At 60.9% G+C, this 16,672-nt stretch carries 12 protein-coding genes and 2 tRNA genes; 1 reads left to right on the top strand and 13 read right to left on the bottom strand.

What is annotated here, in order from left to right; translation table 11 throughout:
* Positions 1 to 24 precede the first annotated feature (24 nt).
* The 10 genes from HEP73_RS08850 to uvrB form a co-directional block, all read right to left on the bottom strand.
* Entirely contained in the window at positions 25 to 909 is an 885-nt protein-coding gene (locus HEP73_RS08850) for a lytic transglycosylase domain-containing protein (protein WP_185822899.1), read from the bottom strand.
* 134 nt (positions 910 to 1,043) lie between these two features.
* Positions 1,044 to 2,087 carry a P-type DNA transfer ATPase VirB11 gene (virB11, locus tag HEP73_RS08845; protein WP_185822898.1) on the bottom strand — a complete coding sequence of 348 codons (1,044 nt, stop codon included), beginning with the start codon at positions 2,085 to 2,087 and terminating at the stop codon, positions 1,044 to 1,046.
* Positions 2,088 to 2,105: 18 nt separating this feature from the next.
* Positions 2,106 to 3,284, bottom strand: coding sequence for a TrbI/VirB10 family protein (locus HEP73_RS08840; RefSeq protein ID WP_185822897.1), 1,179 nt, complete (start codon positions 3,282 to 3,284; stop codon positions 2,106 to 2,108).
* Positions 3,281 to 4,042: a TrbG/VirB9 family P-type conjugative transfer protein gene (locus tag HEP73_RS08835; protein WP_185822896.1), complete on the bottom strand. Its 762-nt coding sequence runs from the start codon at positions 4,040 to 4,042 to the stop codon at positions 3,281 to 3,283. The genes HEP73_RS08840 and HEP73_RS08835 overlap by 4 nt, the downstream gene beginning before the upstream one ends.
* On the bottom strand, positions 4,039 to 5,043 hold the full coding sequence (locus HEP73_RS08830) for a VirB8 family type IV secretion system protein (protein WP_185822895.1): 1,005 nt from the start codon (positions 5,041 to 5,043) through the stop codon (positions 4,039 to 4,041). The genes HEP73_RS08835 and HEP73_RS08830 overlap by 4 nt, the downstream gene beginning before the upstream one ends.
* A gap of 62 nt (positions 5,044 to 5,105) precedes the next feature.
* Entirely contained in the window at positions 5,106 to 5,534 is a 429-nt protein-coding gene (locus HEP73_RS08825) for a hypothetical protein (protein ID WP_185822894.1), read from the bottom strand.
* Between the two features lie 423 nt (positions 5,535 to 5,957).
* Positions 5,958 to 7,631, bottom strand: a complete 1,674-nt coding sequence (locus HEP73_RS08820; RefSeq protein ID WP_185822893.1) for a type IV secretory system conjugative DNA transfer family protein — start codon at positions 7,629 to 7,631, stop codon at positions 5,958 to 5,960.
* A 35-nt stretch (positions 7,632 to 7,666) separates the two neighbouring features.
* Positions 7,667 to 7,924, bottom strand: coding sequence for a hypothetical protein (locus HEP73_RS08815; protein WP_185816042.1), 258 nt, complete (start codon positions 7,922 to 7,924; stop codon positions 7,667 to 7,669).
* Between the two features lie 173 nt (positions 7,925 to 8,097).
* A tRNA-Val gene (locus HEP73_RS08810) sits at positions 8,098 to 8,172 on the bottom strand.
* Positions 8,173 to 8,268: 96 nt separating this feature from the next.
* Positions 8,269 to 10,290 carry an excinuclease ABC subunit UvrB gene (uvrB, locus tag HEP73_RS08805; RefSeq protein ID WP_185816041.1) on the bottom strand — a complete coding sequence of 674 codons (2,022 nt, stop codon included), beginning with the start codon at positions 10,288 to 10,290 and terminating at the stop codon, positions 8,269 to 8,271.
* A gap of 149 nt (positions 10,291 to 10,439) precedes the next feature.
* On the opposite strand from uvrB, the gene HEP73_RS08800 reads away from it, so the two are divergent.
* Positions 10,440 to 10,976 carry a GspH/FimT family pseudopilin gene (locus tag HEP73_RS08800; RefSeq protein ID WP_185822892.1) on the top strand — a complete coding sequence of 179 codons (537 nt, stop codon included), beginning with the start codon at positions 10,440 to 10,442 and terminating at the stop codon, positions 10,974 to 10,976.
* A 41-nt stretch (positions 10,977 to 11,017) separates the two neighbouring features.
* Here HEP73_RS08800 and HEP73_RS08795 read toward each other — a convergent pair.
* From HEP73_RS08795 to HEP73_RS08785, 3 genes are all read right to left on the bottom strand, one after another.
* Positions 11,018 to 11,094, bottom strand: a tRNA-Asn gene (locus HEP73_RS08795).
* 89 nt (positions 11,095 to 11,183) lie between these two features.
* Positions 11,184 to 11,594 carry a type IV pilin protein gene (locus HEP73_RS08790; RefSeq protein ID WP_185823358.1) on the bottom strand — a complete coding sequence of 137 codons (411 nt, stop codon included), beginning with the start codon at positions 11,592 to 11,594 and terminating at the stop codon, positions 11,184 to 11,186.
* Positions 11,595 to 11,659: 65 nt separating this feature from the next.
* On the bottom strand, positions 11,660 to 16,672 hold the full coding sequence (locus HEP73_RS08785; protein ID WP_185822891.1) for a PilC/PilY family type IV pilus protein: 5,013 nt from the start codon (positions 16,670 to 16,672) through the stop codon (positions 11,660 to 11,662).

Genomic DNA, 16,672 nt, shown 5'->3' with positions numbered 1-16,672 from the left:
GCATGGCAGCGCTACTGCTACTGGCTAGAACACAAAAGCTCCGTCGCCTGGGGGCGGCGGCGGACGGTTCAGGCCAGGGACGGCCGCATCTGCAGCAGGCCGAGGCCCGCCTGCAGACGCGTGCGAAGCTGGATCGGCTCCGCTAACCGCAGGCATCGCCACTCCCTTGCCGGCACCTGTCGGTCGTATCACGTAAAGATCCGGGTTGGATGCAGCTGCCGGCAACGCAGCGGCGCCGCCAGCGGCGACTACTGCGGCCTGCTGCGCCGGCGCCTCGGCGGCGGCCCGGTACAGCGCAGACGGCTGCGGCTGCGTCGCCAGCCCGTTCGCAAGCTGGCTTGCGGATTCGATGCGACGTGACACGATCGAATCGATCTCGCGCACCACCGCGGCTTTCGCGGTCTCGCCAGCAATGCGACGTACACCGGATGAAGCCAGAGGAATCGCCCCTGCAGGAATGTCCGCCTGCACGCGCCCCTGGTTGATCGAGGCGTAGACCTTCTGTACGTAGCCGTGCTTGTAGCCCGTCTCGAAATTGCCCGAGTAGTAGCAGCTGAAGGATTTCCCCCAATTGCCACCCGAACGGCTATAGCATTCTGCGAGGATCCTGGAGGCAGCCTGCAGGTTCGGGCAGGTCTTGAAGGCCTTCTCGTAGGAATCGAGCCCGTACTTCACCAGGTTGTAGCGGTTGACCTGCCCCAGGCCAAGCGAGAAGTTGTAGCCCTTTTGTTCGAGCATGCGCGCGGTGGCGACGGCTTCGGAGATGTTCTGCGGCTGCCGCACCAGGCGGCCGCCGACCACACCGATCGCAAAGGGATTATGCGACGACTCGACGCGCACGACGTGCTGCATCACTTCGGCAGGAACCGCCATTTCGGGGCAACTCAATAGTTCCATGCCTGGCAACATGCCGCGCTTACTCCTGTGTCCATCGACCGTGCCGGCGAATAGCTGGCGAGTCGCAGATGACGCAAACAATCGTGTTCGAAGGAAAAATCAAAGTCAATACGACGAGGTATGGGATCTCACCTCAATGAACATATTCATTGACTCCCACTGAGCGTGCGCTCCGGATCGAAATCGATGCCGGTGATATAGCGCCGGCCGGCATGCGACTTGATGTGCACCACGATGTCGATGGTCATCATCAGCAGACGCTTGATGACCGAGAACTCAAGGCCCGAACCCTCGGTAGACGCCTTCACCATCAACGCCAACTGATCCCAGGTCTGACCGATGCTGCCAGCGTGGCAACTGGTGATGGAGCCGGGATGACCGGAGGCGCAGTTGCGGATGAAGTAGAACGATTCGTCGCCGCGCAACTCCGCCAGGATGATGCGATCCGGCTTCATGCGCAGGCAAGCCTCCATGCAGCTCTTTGCGGTCACGTTACTCGTACTTTGTCCGCCTTTCGAATAGAGCAAATGCACGGAATTGGGTTGGCTGATGAAAAGCTCGCGCGCGTCCTCGATGGTGACCAGGCGTTCCTCATTGGGAATGTGGTTCACCAACGACTTCATGAATGTGGTCTTGCCGCTACCGGTGGCACCGGCGACGACGACATTCTTCTTGAACAGCACCGCCTTCTTGAAGAACTCGGCGTAGTTACGTTCGCGCCTGAGCTCGAGCAGCTCGCGATCCTGATCGCTGACGCCCGCTTTCTGCTCCAGGATCTCCTCGAAGAATCCGTCTTCCTTGTACTGCTCCAGCGTCTTCGTGTGTTTGGACGGCAAGCGGATCGTGATCGACACCTTGCCCGCATCGCAGGCAGGCGGAATGACGAACTGCGCGCGCTGCCCGGTCGGGAAGGTCAGCGACACCACCGGATCGGTATCGGTGATGCGCTGACCCGTGTTGCTTTCGTTGACCACCGCCGTACAGAACTGGCGAGCCCGATCGAAGGTCAGCGACGGGATGTCCATCTTCTGCCAGCCGCGCAGCGTCTCCAGGTACAACTCGCCGGGACGGTTGATGCAGATTTCCGTCACTTCCGGCGAATTCAGGTAATCCAGGATGCCCAGCACCGAGTACTGGTAATCCAGGAAGTCCGTGGAAATCTGCGCGGTCGGGGAGTCGTCGAGGGTCACGAGGCTGTCTCTACGCGATCAACGGGGCAGCACGGCGGTGAAGTCAACGTCTTTTGCCACATAGACGTTGACGACGGTGCCTTGGTTGATGGTCACGGTGGCAGGACGGCGACGCTCCAACGCCTGCTCCGACAAGCGCTGGATGGCCTGCGCCGTGTTGCTTTCGAACGGCTGCTCGGTCACAACGCCGGAGTTGATACCCACCGTGGTCGTAGAGGGACCGTTCTTGGCCGCCGCCCATTTGAATGCATCGCTGAGCAAGCTGATCATCAATGCCGAGGAAATCCGGCTCGCCCAATGGGCACTGTACTGTCCAGGGTGACCGGCGCTACCGAGGTTGTCGACGCCAGGCCCCATCAACGACACATCGATGCCGGTTGGCGTGGTGATACGGTCCCAGACGACCTGCATCCGCGGACCGGTTGGTTCCATCGAACCATACTGGCCAAGCATCTTTGAGCCCTTCGGCAACAGCAAGCGCCTGCCGTTGATGGAGTAGACCGGCTCGGTGATGATGCAGGACGTGAAACCGGGGAAGTCGGTGATGATCCGCGTCTCCAGCACGCAACGAATGTAGGTGCCTCGCACCAGCAGGCCGTCAGGATTGGCGATGGGCTTTGCCGAGGTCTGCTGCTCCTCCTGGATCGGCCCATCCGGTTGCTGCCCGGGCAACATACCGGCAAGTCCACCACCCTGCTGGCCGGCAGAATCCTGCATTCCCGCCATGCGCCGCTCCAGCAGCGATGGGCCGCGCTCCTGCCGCGAAGCCGGCTGATCGGACATGTCGATATCCGTCGGCGGCGGCGGCAACGGCGGCAGGGATTGCGTCTCGAGCGCGACCGGTTCGGCTGGCTGTGTGGGCAACGGCGCGGCAGTCTGCGGCAACGCAGGCGCGACGACCGCCTCCTGCTTCGGCTTGGGCGGCGGCTCACTGGGTCCACTGCCGCTTACCAGCCAAAAGATCGCCAGAATCAGCAACAACGCAATGCCGGCGAGGAAGAAAAGCGCCTTCCTGTTGAGCTTCTGAACGTCGCTGGAGCGCAACACCGGTTCGTTGGCATCGAGATCCGGATCGGCAGCTTGGCGCTGACGGGCGAAATAGGGATTTTCCTTGCCCGTGTCGCCCGCTTGCGCAGAACGCGGCTGACCCTGTTCGTGGCCGTTATTTTCGTCAGACGGAGGTATGTTCGAGTTCACTTTTGCTTATTCCTACGCAAGCCGACAACATTCTTGCCGTGGCGGACAACCAGGAAAGGATAGGTCCCGTGGACAATCAGGGTATTGCCCTCGACTGTTGTATTGACCAGAAAATCCTCGTCATTTTCCTTTTCGCGACCGAACACGGCCGGGAAATTACCTGTCGGGAAGCGCGTCAGATCCATCTTGATGTAGGTGAATTTACCATCGTCGTAGACGCTGCTCGGCACGATCCATGCCTGCTTCGAGCGCGTCGAATAGTCATAATCGAAATAATAATGTCGATCCTTGGACAGACGGGTATCGAGCTGAGACTCGTCTTTCACCTCGTCAGTGGCCGCAGCGAAGCTGGTGTCCTTGGGATAGGTGAAAGTCACCTTGTATTGCACACCGGCCTGCTTGGCCTGCTCCAGCCTCTGCCAATCCGTGGCGACCACCTTCAATTCCAGGATATAAGAATGAGTGGCCGTGCGGATCATCATGTTGGTGTCGACGTCGACGTTCTTCGGCTTCAGATAGAAGACGTTCTCGCGACGACTGAGCTCCCAGCCACTGGTGAAACCGGTGCTGTAATCGAGGATCTTCTCGTTCGGACTCAGTTCGACCTGCGTCGTGATCCCGAGGCCGGTCCGCACCTGGTAGATCTTGTCAGGCTCGTATTCGTACTGCTGGACCACCTGCGCCGAGGCAAGCGGCGCGAACAAGGCCAGTGCCAGCATCGCGGCACACGCCGAACCTGTTTTCGTCATGAAACTCATCGAACGTTCGCTCCATTGCCATTGTTCTGAGGTGCAGCGTTGGGTAGCGGTGGGGCGGCAGTGGGCTGCGACCCGGGATAGACAGGCGTAGTGCCGGGCGCGGCTGCAGGTGCCTGCTGCATGGGCATTGCGCCATTGGTCCCCGGCGCTGCCGGCTGCGTCATCGGCTGGCCTGGCACCTGCTGCTGCACGGGAATCTGCCCAGGCATCACTTGCTGGCCGGCCGCAGCGGCTGGCGTCTGCTGGATCGCGCTGGGTGGTGGCGCAGGAATCGCCGCGTAATCGTTGTCAACGCGGTAGTCAGTGACCTGGAACCCCAGTGGATTCTGTACGCGCAGCTCCTCCTTCATGACAAGGTCGCCGTTATAGCGAAAGCCCATGATCGCGAACTTGTTGTCCAGCAGCGTGGCCTGCCCGGTCTTCTTGTCGTAGATACTGCGCTGGAAGCGGACATTTGCGCCGGTATAGGGCTTGTCGCCGCCGCCCAGCAGGTTCATGCTCAGAATATTGACTCGGATGGAGCGGATCTTGCCATAGACGAAATAAGGTGACGACGGATTGGTCTGCGCGTGAAGCGCCCTGTACTCGGCGCCTACCGCGGTCTCTGCCGGCGCCATCGAAAACACCGTGTTCCAGTCGTTGAGACCCATCATCTCGAAGTCGTAGGACTCGCGGGCGGTGATGAAGCGGGCCACGTTGCTTCGGGCCAAGGCCTCGCTCATGGTGATGCTGCGGACCTCGCCCGGATTCTTCAGTACGGAAACCGTAGAAGTTCCGGTGTACGCATCGGCCATCACCAGATAAGGAACTTTCTCCTTCAGCGGCAGCATGTAGTAATAACCGCCGCCCAGCAGCAGGCACATGACGATCGCGCCGAACGCGACCCACCATGCACGGCGCTCGCTGCGCCTCGCCAGATCAGCGATGCTGACCTCGTAGTTGACAGCCTTTGCAACCGCCTTGTTGACGCTTTCGCTCTCAACTGGTTTTTTACCGAACATCAGACTTCACCAGGTTACGTAATGTGGCTGCGGAGGCGCATGGATCGCCTCCGAAAGTAAAGTCACTTCGCGTTGCCGTCGCCGGCCGGCGACACGGTCCCGCTCAGCGACGAAGATGGCTGCACAAGAATGCGGTTGCCCGCAGCGGAGACGGTGACGCCTTCCTGGGCATAGACCACACTGAGTTCGGCGACCGCCTGCTGGATGCTCGTGGTGTTGATCTTGGCTACAGGCGCATAGAGCGTGTAGTCGGACTGGATGCTGTAGCTCAGCTGCATGTTCGAGTCCTTGGCCCAGCGCTCGAGCATCGTCTTCAGGGTGCCGTCCATCGGCGCAGCCTGATAGACGTACGAGGAGTACAGCGGGATCTCCATCGTCGACTCGGAGAACCGGTTGACCGGCTTCCACCTGCCGCGGAAATCAGGCGCCGGCCTGGTGGCACAGGCGCTCAGCAGCGCAACGGCGCTCAGAGTGGCGATCATCCGAAACATATGCGTTCTTTTCACGCGAGCCTCTAAATTGCGGAAACGTTTTTTGATGGACGGCCGGCAAATGGCCGACGGTCTGAGAACTGCAGGTTTCGCCACAGGGACGGCACGGCGCGATGCGCAGCCGGCGCAAGAACCTGGTGACAGAGTCGGGGGACGCGTAAATCCGGCGCACGCACGCGCTCCTGCGGACGAAGAACGTCCGAGGACAGGCTGTCAGCGCCGAGAAAAACGGAATTTTTCAGAAAACTTTCCATGTCACCCTCGCGTGCGTTCCGAGAACCCACGCCCCTGTTCCTATTGCCAATTGCCCCGCACCAGCATCGCGAGAATGTGCCGCAGGGCCATGCTCACGTCAAGCATTTGGCAAAAAAGCGTTCAATCCAGCCAGATTGCCAATAATTTTGCGAACTACGTCACTCTATGTCACAAGGAAAGCGTTGGCACATCCACCTTCGGCTTCAGCCTTGCGGTGAAGTGCCGGTCCTTGTAGTACTTGATCTTGTCGCACTTCACAGGATGCGGGATGCCCTCGTACAGGAACACTTCGTGATCGTTCCCCATCGCCTTGAGTTCCTGCGGCAGCATCAGCGCCCTCCTCTCTTCCGACACGCTGCGGGTCACGTCCTTGCCGCGCGTCACGTTCTGCTTGCGGAAGGTGGTGTAGCCGAGCATCTCCGAGTAGTCGTTGGCGTCCTGCTGCTCGCGCGGAGCGTAGAGGATCTGCAGTGCATGGTTCGTGATGATGGTGCGCGACACGTCCTTGCCGTAGGTCGCGTCCAGCTGCGCCATGCTCTGGATGATCGGCAGAAGGCGGACATTGTAGCCGGCCATGTATGACACCGCCGAGGCGATGATGTCGACCTTGCCGATCGCGGTGAACTCGTCCATCAGCAGCAGGCATTGGTACTTCAACGCCGGGTTGCTCTTGGGCAATTCCTTGGTGTTGAGGTTGATGATCTGGCTGAAGAACAGGTTGATGATCAGGCGGCTCTCGGCCAGCTTGTTGGGCTGGATGCCGATGTAGATGGTCATCTTCTTCTTGCGCAGGTCGGTCAGCAGGAAGTCGTTGTCGCTGGTGGCCGCATCGAGCACCGGATTGATCCAGGCATTGAGCGGTTCCTTCAACGTGCCCAGGATCGAGGCGAACGTCTCCTCGGCCTGCGACAGCATGTTGGAAAACGCCGACTTGGCATTGCTGCTGAGGAAGCGCCGTTCCGACAACGACTTCAGGTATTTCTTCAGGTCGCTGCCGTCGCCCGAGGACAGGCGGTAGATCGCCCCCAGCGTCGGGGTGCCGAGGCCGCCCGGGAAGCCGATGTTGCGCTCATCGTCCCAGTTCTCGAACAGGTACAGCGCGAACGCCATGAACGCGTTGCGCGCCTGGCTGACCCAGAATTTCTGGTCATCCGATCCGTCCGGATACAGCATCGCGGCGATGCTCATCAGATCCGAAACGCGGAACGCCGGGTCGTCGGACACGTAGCTGAGCGGATTCCAGCGATGCGTGCGCCGGTCTTCGGCGAACGGGTTGAACAGGAACACCTCCTGTCCCTGGCTGGCGCGCCAGCCGCTGGTGAGATCGAAGTTTTCCTGCTTGATGTCCAGGACCACCACCGATTCCTGATACTCGAGCAGGTTCGGGATCACCACGCCGACGCCCTTGCCCGAACGGGTGGGCGCGGCCAGGATGACGAACTGCTGACCGCTCAGGCGCACCAGCTTGCCGCGGAACTTGCCGACCACGATGCCGTTGCCGCTCTGCTTGAACAGGCCGTGCTTGGCCAGGTCGGCGGCGCCGGCGAAACGGGCGTCGCCGTGCAAGGCCTGCTTGCGCGGCTTGAACATCAAGAACAGGGTCAGCAGGCACAGCAGCCCAGGCAAGCCGAAGCCCAGGTAGCCGGCCCACTTGATCTTGCCGACGTAGGGCGCGACCTGCGGCAAGCCGATGGCATGCACGTATTCGTAATAGGTGCCCAGCCCGAACAGGCGCGTGTCCAGCTTGAGCAGCAGCAACACCATGTAGCCGGACAGGAAATAGCCGACAACGACAGTGAGTGCGACGACGACCACAGCCGCAACGATCTTACGATTCGACAAGCCCCTATCCTCCCTGATGCACCTTGGCGACTATTCTAGCTTCGGCGCCGGGTACTCGGCTTGCTCTTCGACGGCTTTTTTTCGACGCTGACGCCGCCGCCGTCCTGCTCGACCAGGTTATCCATCCAGACCCGCGCCTCGTCCCAGGACATGTCGCGCGAGTCCAGGCGTGCGCCACCCTCGGTGGTCACGGTGTAGCCCACCACGTTGGCGGGGCTGTATTCCGGTTCGCGCGTCAACGCCACCAGCTGGTAGCGTCCTTTGACTTGAATCGTATGATGATATTCCATCATGCGTACGGCCTCCTCGCCTGATCGTCGGCCTGGATGCTAAAGCAAGCTGGGCGCCAGGGCCACCCGCCGCCGGTACGCGACCGCCCTGCTCTGCTCTGCTCTGGACGATAGGCAACAAAAAAGCCGGCGGGCGCCGGCTTGTCGTGTTCCACGAGTGCATTGCCTGCATGTCGTGGTGGGCGGTACAGGGTTCGAACCTGTGACCCCTACCATGTCAAGGTAGTGCTCTACCGCTGAGCTAACCGCCCATCGCTGCTGCGGACATACCGCTGCAGGGGCGCGAATCTTAGCCCACCTTGCGGCCAAGAACAATAGCCGCGCGGACCAGGCCAGCCGCCGTGCGGCTAGCTGACCAGGCTGGCGTCGCGCAGCTTCTTGATCTGGTCGCGCACCCGCGCCGCGTCCTCGAACTCCAGGTCGCGGGCGTGCTGGTACATCTTCTGCTCCAGCGCCTTGAGCCGGGATGCGACCTCGGCCGGCTCCAGCATGCGGTAGTCGGCCGGCTCTTCCGCCACCCGGCGTCCCTTGCCCTTGCCGGACTTGGTCTCGACCGCGCCATCGGCGCGCGCGCCCTCCAGGATGTCGACGATCGGCCGCGCCACCGACTTCGGGGTGATGCCGTGCTCGAGGTTGTACTCCACCTGCTTCTCGCGGCGACGCCCGGTCTCGTCGATCGCCGCCTGCATCGAACGGGTCATCCGGTCCGCGTACAGGATCGCCTTGCCGCGCAGGTTGCGCGCGGCGCGGCCGATGGTCTGGATCAGCGAACCGGTGGAACGCAGGAAGCCCTCCTTGTCCGCATCCAGGATCGCCACCAGCGACACCTCGGGCATGTCCAGGCCCTCGCGCAGCAGATTGATGCCGACCAGCACGTCGAACTTGCCCAGGCGCAGGTCGCGAATGATCTCCACGCGCTCGACCGTGTCGATGTCCGAGTGCAGGTAGCGCACCTTGACTCCGTGTTCGCTCAGGTATTCGGTGAGATTCTCCGACATGCGCTTGGTCAGCGTGGTGACCAGCACGCGATCGCCCAGCGCCACGCGTAGCCCGATCTCCGACAACAGGTCGTCGACCTGGGTGCCGACCGGACGGATCTCCACCTCCGGATCGATCAGCCCGGTCGGGCGCACCACCAGTTCGGTGATCTCGCCGGCCGACTCGCGCAGTTCGTACGGACCGGGCGTGGCCGACACATAGATGCTGCGCGGCGAGCGCGCCTCCCATTCCTCGAAGCGCAGCGGCCGGTTGTCCAGCGCCGATGGCAGGCGGAAGCCGAACTCCACCAGCGTCTCCTTGCGCGAGCGGTCGCCCTTGTACATCGCGCCGATTTGCGGAACGGTGACGTGCGACTCATCCACGACCAGCAGCGCGTCGGCCGGCAGATAGTCGAACAGGGTCGGCGGCGGCTCGCCCGCGGCCTTGCCGGTGAGATGCCGCGAGTAGTTCTCGATGCCGTTGCAGTAGCCGACCTCGGCCATCATCTCCAGGTCGAACTGGGTACGCTGCGCCAGCCGCTGCGCTTCGACCAGCTTGTTCTGCGCATACAGCTGCTCCAGCCGTTCCTTCAGCTCGATCTTGATCGTGTCCACGGCACTGAGCGTGCGCTCGCGGGTGGTGGCGTAATGGGTCTTCGGATAGACCGTGTAGCGCTGCAGCTTGCGCAGGGTCTCGCCGGTCAGCGGATCGAACAGGGTCAGCTGCTCGACGTCGCCGTCGAACAGTTCGATGCGCAGCGCCTCGCTGTCCGACTCGGCTGGAAACACGTCGATGACTTCGCCGCGCACGCGGAACGTGCCGCGGTGCAGTTCGTATTCGTTGCGGGTGTATTGCAGGTCGGTCAGGTGCTTGATCAGCTGGCGCTGCTCGATATGCTCACCGATCGACAGGATCAGGCGCAGCGACAGGTAGTCCTCCGGCGCGCCCAGGCCGTAGATCGCCGACACCGTGGCCACCACCAGCGCGTCGCGGCGCGACAGCAGGGTCTTGGTCGCGGCCAGGCGCATCTGCTCGATGTGCTCGTTGATCGAACTGTCCTTCTCGATGAAGGTGTCCGACGACGGTACGTAGGCCTCGGGCTGGTAGTAGTCGTAATAGCTGACGAAGTACTCGACCGCGTTGTTCGGGAAGAACGCCTTGAACTCGCCGTACAGCTGCGCCGCCAGGGTCTTGTTCGGCGCCATCACCAGGGTCGGCTTCTGGATCGCCTCGACCACGTTGGCGATGGTGTAGGTCTTGCCCGAACCGGTCACCCCGAGCAGGGTCTGCTTGGCCAGCCCGGCCTCGAAGCCGGCCACCAGCTTCTCGATCGCCTGCGGCTGGTCGCCGGCGGGCGAGTACGGCGATACGAGTTGGAAACGGTCGGACATGAACGGGCCTCGAGATGAATTTGAGTGGAGCGAACCTCGGCTGACGCAGCGCCGGGAAGATTCCTTACATGGGAACGGTGAACCCTCTCATTCAAGCCCCTGCATGCAGTGCGGAGACTGTCAGCCATCCAGCCGAATGGATGACAGCCATGCAGAAATTCCGAGATCAAGGCTACACATTGCTCCAACTTGCCGCTGTGATGGCGCTGATCTGCGTCCTGGCGGCAACCGGCCTACCAGCCTTCCAGGATTTGCTGGAGCGGCAGCGCACTGCCGCCACGATCCACCGCCTCAGCACGCAATTGGCACTGGCACGCAACAGCGCGATCTCTTCGGGGGATGCGGTGAGCGCCTGCCCCTCCTCGGGCGATGGCGGCTGCCGCGACGACAGCAACTGGAGCCAAGGTTGGATTGTCTATCGCGATCCGGACCGCCAGGGCCAGCCTACGAACGCGAGCAGCATCCTGAGCCAGGAACGCTTGCCCGCCACGGGGGCGATGACGCTGCTGTCCAGCCAGGGCAGACGCGCCATTCGGTTTCTTCCAGATGGCCGCAGTTCCGGCAGCAATATCACCGTCAGGATATGCAGCCGCGGCCATCTGCTTGCGGAAGTAGTGGTGAACAACGTCGGGCGCGTGCGTTCGGCCAAGCCCTCAGGGCGACCGCCGTGCACGGCACCGGGATGAAACGACAAAAGCCGCGATTGCTCGCGGCTTCTGCAGGATTTTGGCGCCCGAAGTTGGACTCGAACCAACGACCCCCTGATTAACAGTCAAGTGCTCTAACCGGCTGAGCTATTCGGGCGGGGGACGCATTGTAGTAGGAAGTCGAGGAGCAGCGCAAGCGCCCGGCGACAAGTCGCGGATGTGGCCTACAGCCGCGACGTCCATCTCTCAAAAACAATCGGGGTTCGAAGCTGTGCCACTGGCGCCGGAACCCTTCAGCCCAGACTGATTGATGCTCAGCGTACCGCACCTATCGTTTGCCTGAGGAGAGCCGGCAACCGGCGTCGCCTTCAGGGTGTAGGTCCCTGCAGCCAGATTGTCGACCGACAGCGTGTACTGCGCAGTCCCGTCGCGAGGCGACTGCGCGAACGGCAGCGGCCAGCCCGTGTAATGGTTCTCGGTCGTGCGGTAGCGTTCGGCTTGCTGGGTGAGCTCCATCAGATCGGCCTTCGCCTGCGCACGCCTGGACTTGCGCACGTACTCGGTGTACGACGGATAGGCGATCGCCGCAAGAATCGCGATGATCGCAACCACGATCATCAGCTCGATCAAGGTGAATCCGCGCGCGCCGCGCGGCATGCGCTGGATGCGATTCACCGTCGGCAATGCCTGCGCCTTTGTGAATGTGGCTGGCGTCGTCAAAGTCATTTGATCTGCCGCCATGACTGCCTTCCGCAAGAACGCTGGGAGATCAAGGAATTCTCCGGCTTGTTGGGATTCAACGTAACCTCCTGACATTGCTGCAATCCGCCGCCGCCAGCGCATTTCGGATCGGCAGGATCGCAATACACTGGCTCCGAGGCAACCGGCTGCGTGACCGCCACCCCGCGACTGGGGGCGCCTGAACCTGTCGCAGTGGCACCGACCGATCCTCCACTCACCACCGTCCCATCCGGCAAGGTCACCTGACCATACGCCGCCGCGCCCGTCAGCAGACTGAGGCGGTAGAGCCAATTCTGACCACCCGGATTGCAATCAGATGCCGCCTCCGGCTGGTAGGCCGTGAACGATACCGACCCGCTCTGAATGAGCGGCCGGCCAAAGAAGCGCTCGCCCGTGGTCTGGGCGACCCCAGTGGCATTGGTAGTGAGCAGGTCCAGGTACCAGCCACGACTCTGCAAGTAGTTGACCGCGTTTCTCGAGACCGAACGGGTCGCCGACGTCGCCGCGGTGATGGTCTGCGCGACCAACGCAGCATCCCGGTTGCCGGTCACTGGCGTTCCATTGTCCCAAACGCCATAGAGGCTCTGCACCTGTTGGCCGATCGCGCTGCTGTTGTCGCCCACCGCGAAATAGCGCCCGGTGCCGAAATAGAGCATGTAGCCGGCACCCGGCCCCGTCGCCACCTCGAATTCGCCGGTAATCGGCTGCCGCACGCCATGCAGGTCGCGGGCGACGAACATCGGGACGCCGTTGTAGGCGACGTTCCAGTCGGAGGCATTGACACCACTGAGATCGAACTTCCAGACATTACCCTGAAGGTCGCCGCCATAAACGGTATCGACTAGGCCGTTGCCGTCGGCGTCCAGCGTGACCAGATTGCCAAGGCCATTGACATTGACATCGTCCTGATCGTTGGGACGCAACTTGGCCAAGACACTGCCTGTCTCGATATCCACGACAAACAACACAGGATCGCTGTTGGCGCTGTTGTAGCCATTGCCGATCAGCGCCACCCACTTGCCGTTCTGAAGCGGCACGATGACAGGCTTGCCCATCGCGTAGCCGAGCTCCGCGTCGCTCTGCCCGTTGACCTCCCAAAGAACGTTGTTGGCCGAGAACGAGGAAGGATCGCTGACATCCAGCGCGAATGCCGAGCGGCCGCCGGCGCCGGCGGTGCCCACCACTACCGTCTTCCATTGCCCGCCCATATAGACGTCGGCTGTAGTCAACTGACCGTCCACATAGAACCGGTGCGTGTAGCCCGAGCCACCGTCCAGCCCGGCATCGGCGAGGAACCCGGTCTTCCCCAACACGCCATTGGGCACATACGCGAAGACTTCGTCGCCGGCGTCGTTGAATGCATGCAGCATTCCGTCATTGAATCCGGCGTAGACGTATTCGTGCGACGCCTGCGCTTTACTGGTCAAGTAAGCCGCATAGCTTGTGCGCGCCGCCGAGACCAACCCGGTGGCCGTTGCCCAACCGTAGTTAGCCCGCTTGGTCGCGATCACCGGCGAAGAATTGACGATATCGCCGAGGATCTTGGAACGACGGCGGAATGGCGCCGTGTTCTTGGTCGTCCCCTCCATCGTCTGGTCGCCACGCAGGTAGCCGACGAGCTGGCTGGGCGTCACGCTGCCGCCGAACTTGTTGATGATGTCGCCAGTCGTATAACCGAGGCGGTTGAAGATTTCGGAGGCATCCGCCACCGCGCTGCCGCTCGACGCTGCGACCAAATTGGCTGCAGTGAACTCGCGCACGACGTCGCCGCGGTTGGTGGAATTCACACTGGAAAGCGCGGTGTATATCTTGCGTTGCGCTACGCCAGCGGAATCCGTCGGCATCTTGGCCGCAGCGCTCCACTGCACCGTTCCCAGCAAGCCCGACGACAGCACCGGGAACTTCTGCAGATCACCAACCCAGTCCGCCCCGTTGTTGTAGTTTCCGTAACTCGGCGCCACCACATAGGAGCTGGAGGAAACCCGTGCGCCCGATACGGTCACGGTTCCACTGCTGCCGTTCTGGTTTTCGATCGCATCGAATGTCTTGGTGAGCTGCGACTTCAGGTAAAGCGGGTTGGTCACCAGGAAATAATTGTCCGGGGTCCCGTCGTTGTTGGCATCCGGATTGAGATCGGTACCGTATTTTGCTGCGTACCAAAGCGGGCTTTCAAGCAGACCGGCGCCCACGCTGTTGCCTACATTGAAGGTGCGGGTCGCATTCAGCGGCAAGCCAACACAGTCGTTCGGAGGGGCCTGAGTATTACAGTATCCGGGAGCGCGGCCGGGCGGCGTATTGAGCCGATATGCAACATTGTCTCCACCTTGATCCCTGACCTCCAGATAGACGCCATCGGCGTCGGTCCCGGAAATGACATAGCCCATGTACTGGCTGATGCCACCTGCGGCGTATTCAGAGGATAGGCTTACAACCAATTGGTTGGTCTGATTGACGGCAAGCGTATATACAACGAACGCATCCATGTCGTGATCGGCGCCCTGCTCGACATCCTCGTAGTTGATGCGGAACTCTGCATAGGGCCGCCCGCCATTGGTTTTCTCGTCCTTATCGCGCCCCTGCGCGTCGGTGTTGGCCACCTTCTGGACATAGAAGTCCACGATCTGATTCGTCGGCTGGAAATTACTGGTGGCACTGATGGGGCCACCGCCCGCAGAGCCAGCGACGCCCGCAGAGCCAGCAACGGATTTCGCAAACGGCACCAAGGTGATGCTGCCATTGCCCACCGGAAACTTGAATTTCGGCAACGGCGACGCAAGCGCCACCGAGTACGTCCGCATGTGCTTCTCACCGCCAATGAAATTGGTGGCGCCGTAGCGGGCAACGCCGGCCGAATAGAAGGTACCTTGCTTACTGGGCTCCTCCGGCGAAAGACCGCGGACCGTAGAGAGATTGCTGATCGTCTTCGGCGTCGGCGCATTGTCGGTGACGCCATTCGATTCACCAATGAATACGCTTCGCGAACCGCCTCCTTCGTCAGCCCATATCTGATCGACCTGCGACGATACATTCAGACCTTGCAAAGACGCGGGATCGCCGTTCGAGCTCATCGTCCCCCAGTGCGTACCGGGCACACTGTAATCGTAGGAAGGATTGATGTCGCTCAACACCGTCATGGTCGGCTGAGAGCACTTCGGATAACCGCCGCCGCCGTCCTGGGCCGCCACATAAGGCGGCTTCCATGTGGGCTTGGACAACCCAAGCGTGGAGCTGTCGACACCGTTGGTGTAGTCGAATTCGCTGCGCGGCGTCTTCGCGCCACCGAAGTAACGCAAGGTCTCGTACATCATTTCGGCGACCGGATTGCCCCACATCCAGCACTCGCCCTCGTTCACCGGGCGCGTGGTGATCCAGCCGCAGCCGTAGGTGTAGTCGCTATATCTGAAGTCCAGCATGCGGAAGGTGCTGATGGTGTGCACTACGCCCTTGACGTCGTGCCCGGCGCCGCAATTCCCGTTCAGGCAGTACTGCCCGGTGCTTGGATTGATCTCGTCGGAAAAACTTCCCATGTTCTTGCGTAGTACGCCACCGGAGATGTTCTTCACATAAGAACCGGTGAGCAAGCCGAAATACATGCGGTCGGTTTCGCCGTAATCATGCAATATGCCGGTCGGTTTGATACCGCCGCTGGGATAGATCTTGCAATTGTCTTCGCGCAATTCGGCGGTGGCCGGGCAAGCCTCGACTCGCAAGGCATAGTTATCCATCGCAGTCGCATTTGGGGTGGCGGGCGGCACCCAATAGAGCTGCCAGCTATCGTCGCCTGTACCGTCTTCATGCCGAAAAACGATTGTATGTAGCCCAGCGGAAAGATTGATCATTCCCGAGTGGCTATTCAAACCATCCGTACTGGAGTTCACACCATGTCCACCATACCAAGATGCGACCATAGTGCCGTCGATCGCAACATCAACGGCATCGTCGCCATTGACCGCGAACCAGTAATTCCCCGCCTGGGTTATATTTATTTTCCCAGAAATAAGCGTGTGATAGTTGTTTTGGCCGCACCCTTTGGAACTGGCAAAAGGATTATTATTTCCTCCACTGGTATTGATAGCGGCGACCTTACCCGACCCGCAACGATTGGAGTCTTTATCGGCAGCAAACAGGCCATCCATCTCGGCCTTGCTGGCTGGGGACGCCACAGAATCACTCCACGTGACGATATCCAAAGGATTTGCATAAGCGCCATTAGGGACCAGCGTCCATCCCGTTTGCGCACTCTTGACGCAATTGACCCGGACACTTGAAGTAGTAAAGCAATCGTCACCGGCGACAGGGCGCTCGATCGAAACCCAGTTCCATATCCGGAACGGCGTATTGTTGAGAACGCGCAACTGCGGAATGCCGTTGTCGGAAAGCGTCGTTACCGCGAACAGGACATAACGCCCATTGGCAGGCGCGGCATAGGGGGTGTACTTACTGATGTCGTACCCATCCCGGGTGATGCTTTGATATTCCTTGCCCCAGCTGTGCGCATCCTCTGGAATATATGCTGCACGCAAAATCGTTTCAGTTGCGCCATCGGTTTCGCGATAGCCGCCAAACAACACCTTCCGCAACGCATCCATACGCGAGGTGGTGACGTAGTTCAGGAAGTCGCCACTCCACAGATTGCTGCACTGCTTGTTTTTGCTACCCGTCGCCTGGCTTACGGGCCGGAACAACTGCCCGCCCGTCCCCTGCACCGACTCATAACAGACGTTGGAATTGTAATAGCCGTAGTAGTTGATGGTGTCCGGCTTGTAACCCACATCCAGCACACCATCCTCGTTAAGATCGGATGCGTCGTTATAGGCTTCGTAATACAACTTATGATCGCGCCCCATCACCAGCATGTTCAGCGGCGGAAGCGAGCTGCGCAAGAATAAGGGCTGCTGCGAGATATTCAGTTCCGCAGGCGCGGTGATCGCCCGCCCCACGATGAATGCCGCGATGCCCAACAGCCCCAACAATATCCAGTACTTGATTTTCAT

The organism is Xanthomonas sp. GW, from assembly GCF_014236815.1.
Taxonomy (GTDB): domain Bacteria; phylum Pseudomonadota; class Gammaproteobacteria; order Xanthomonadales; family Xanthomonadaceae; genus Xanthomonas_A.
The sequence above is the reverse complement of the archived record's forward strand: the minus strand, read 5'-3'. Positions and strand labels throughout refer to the sequence as shown.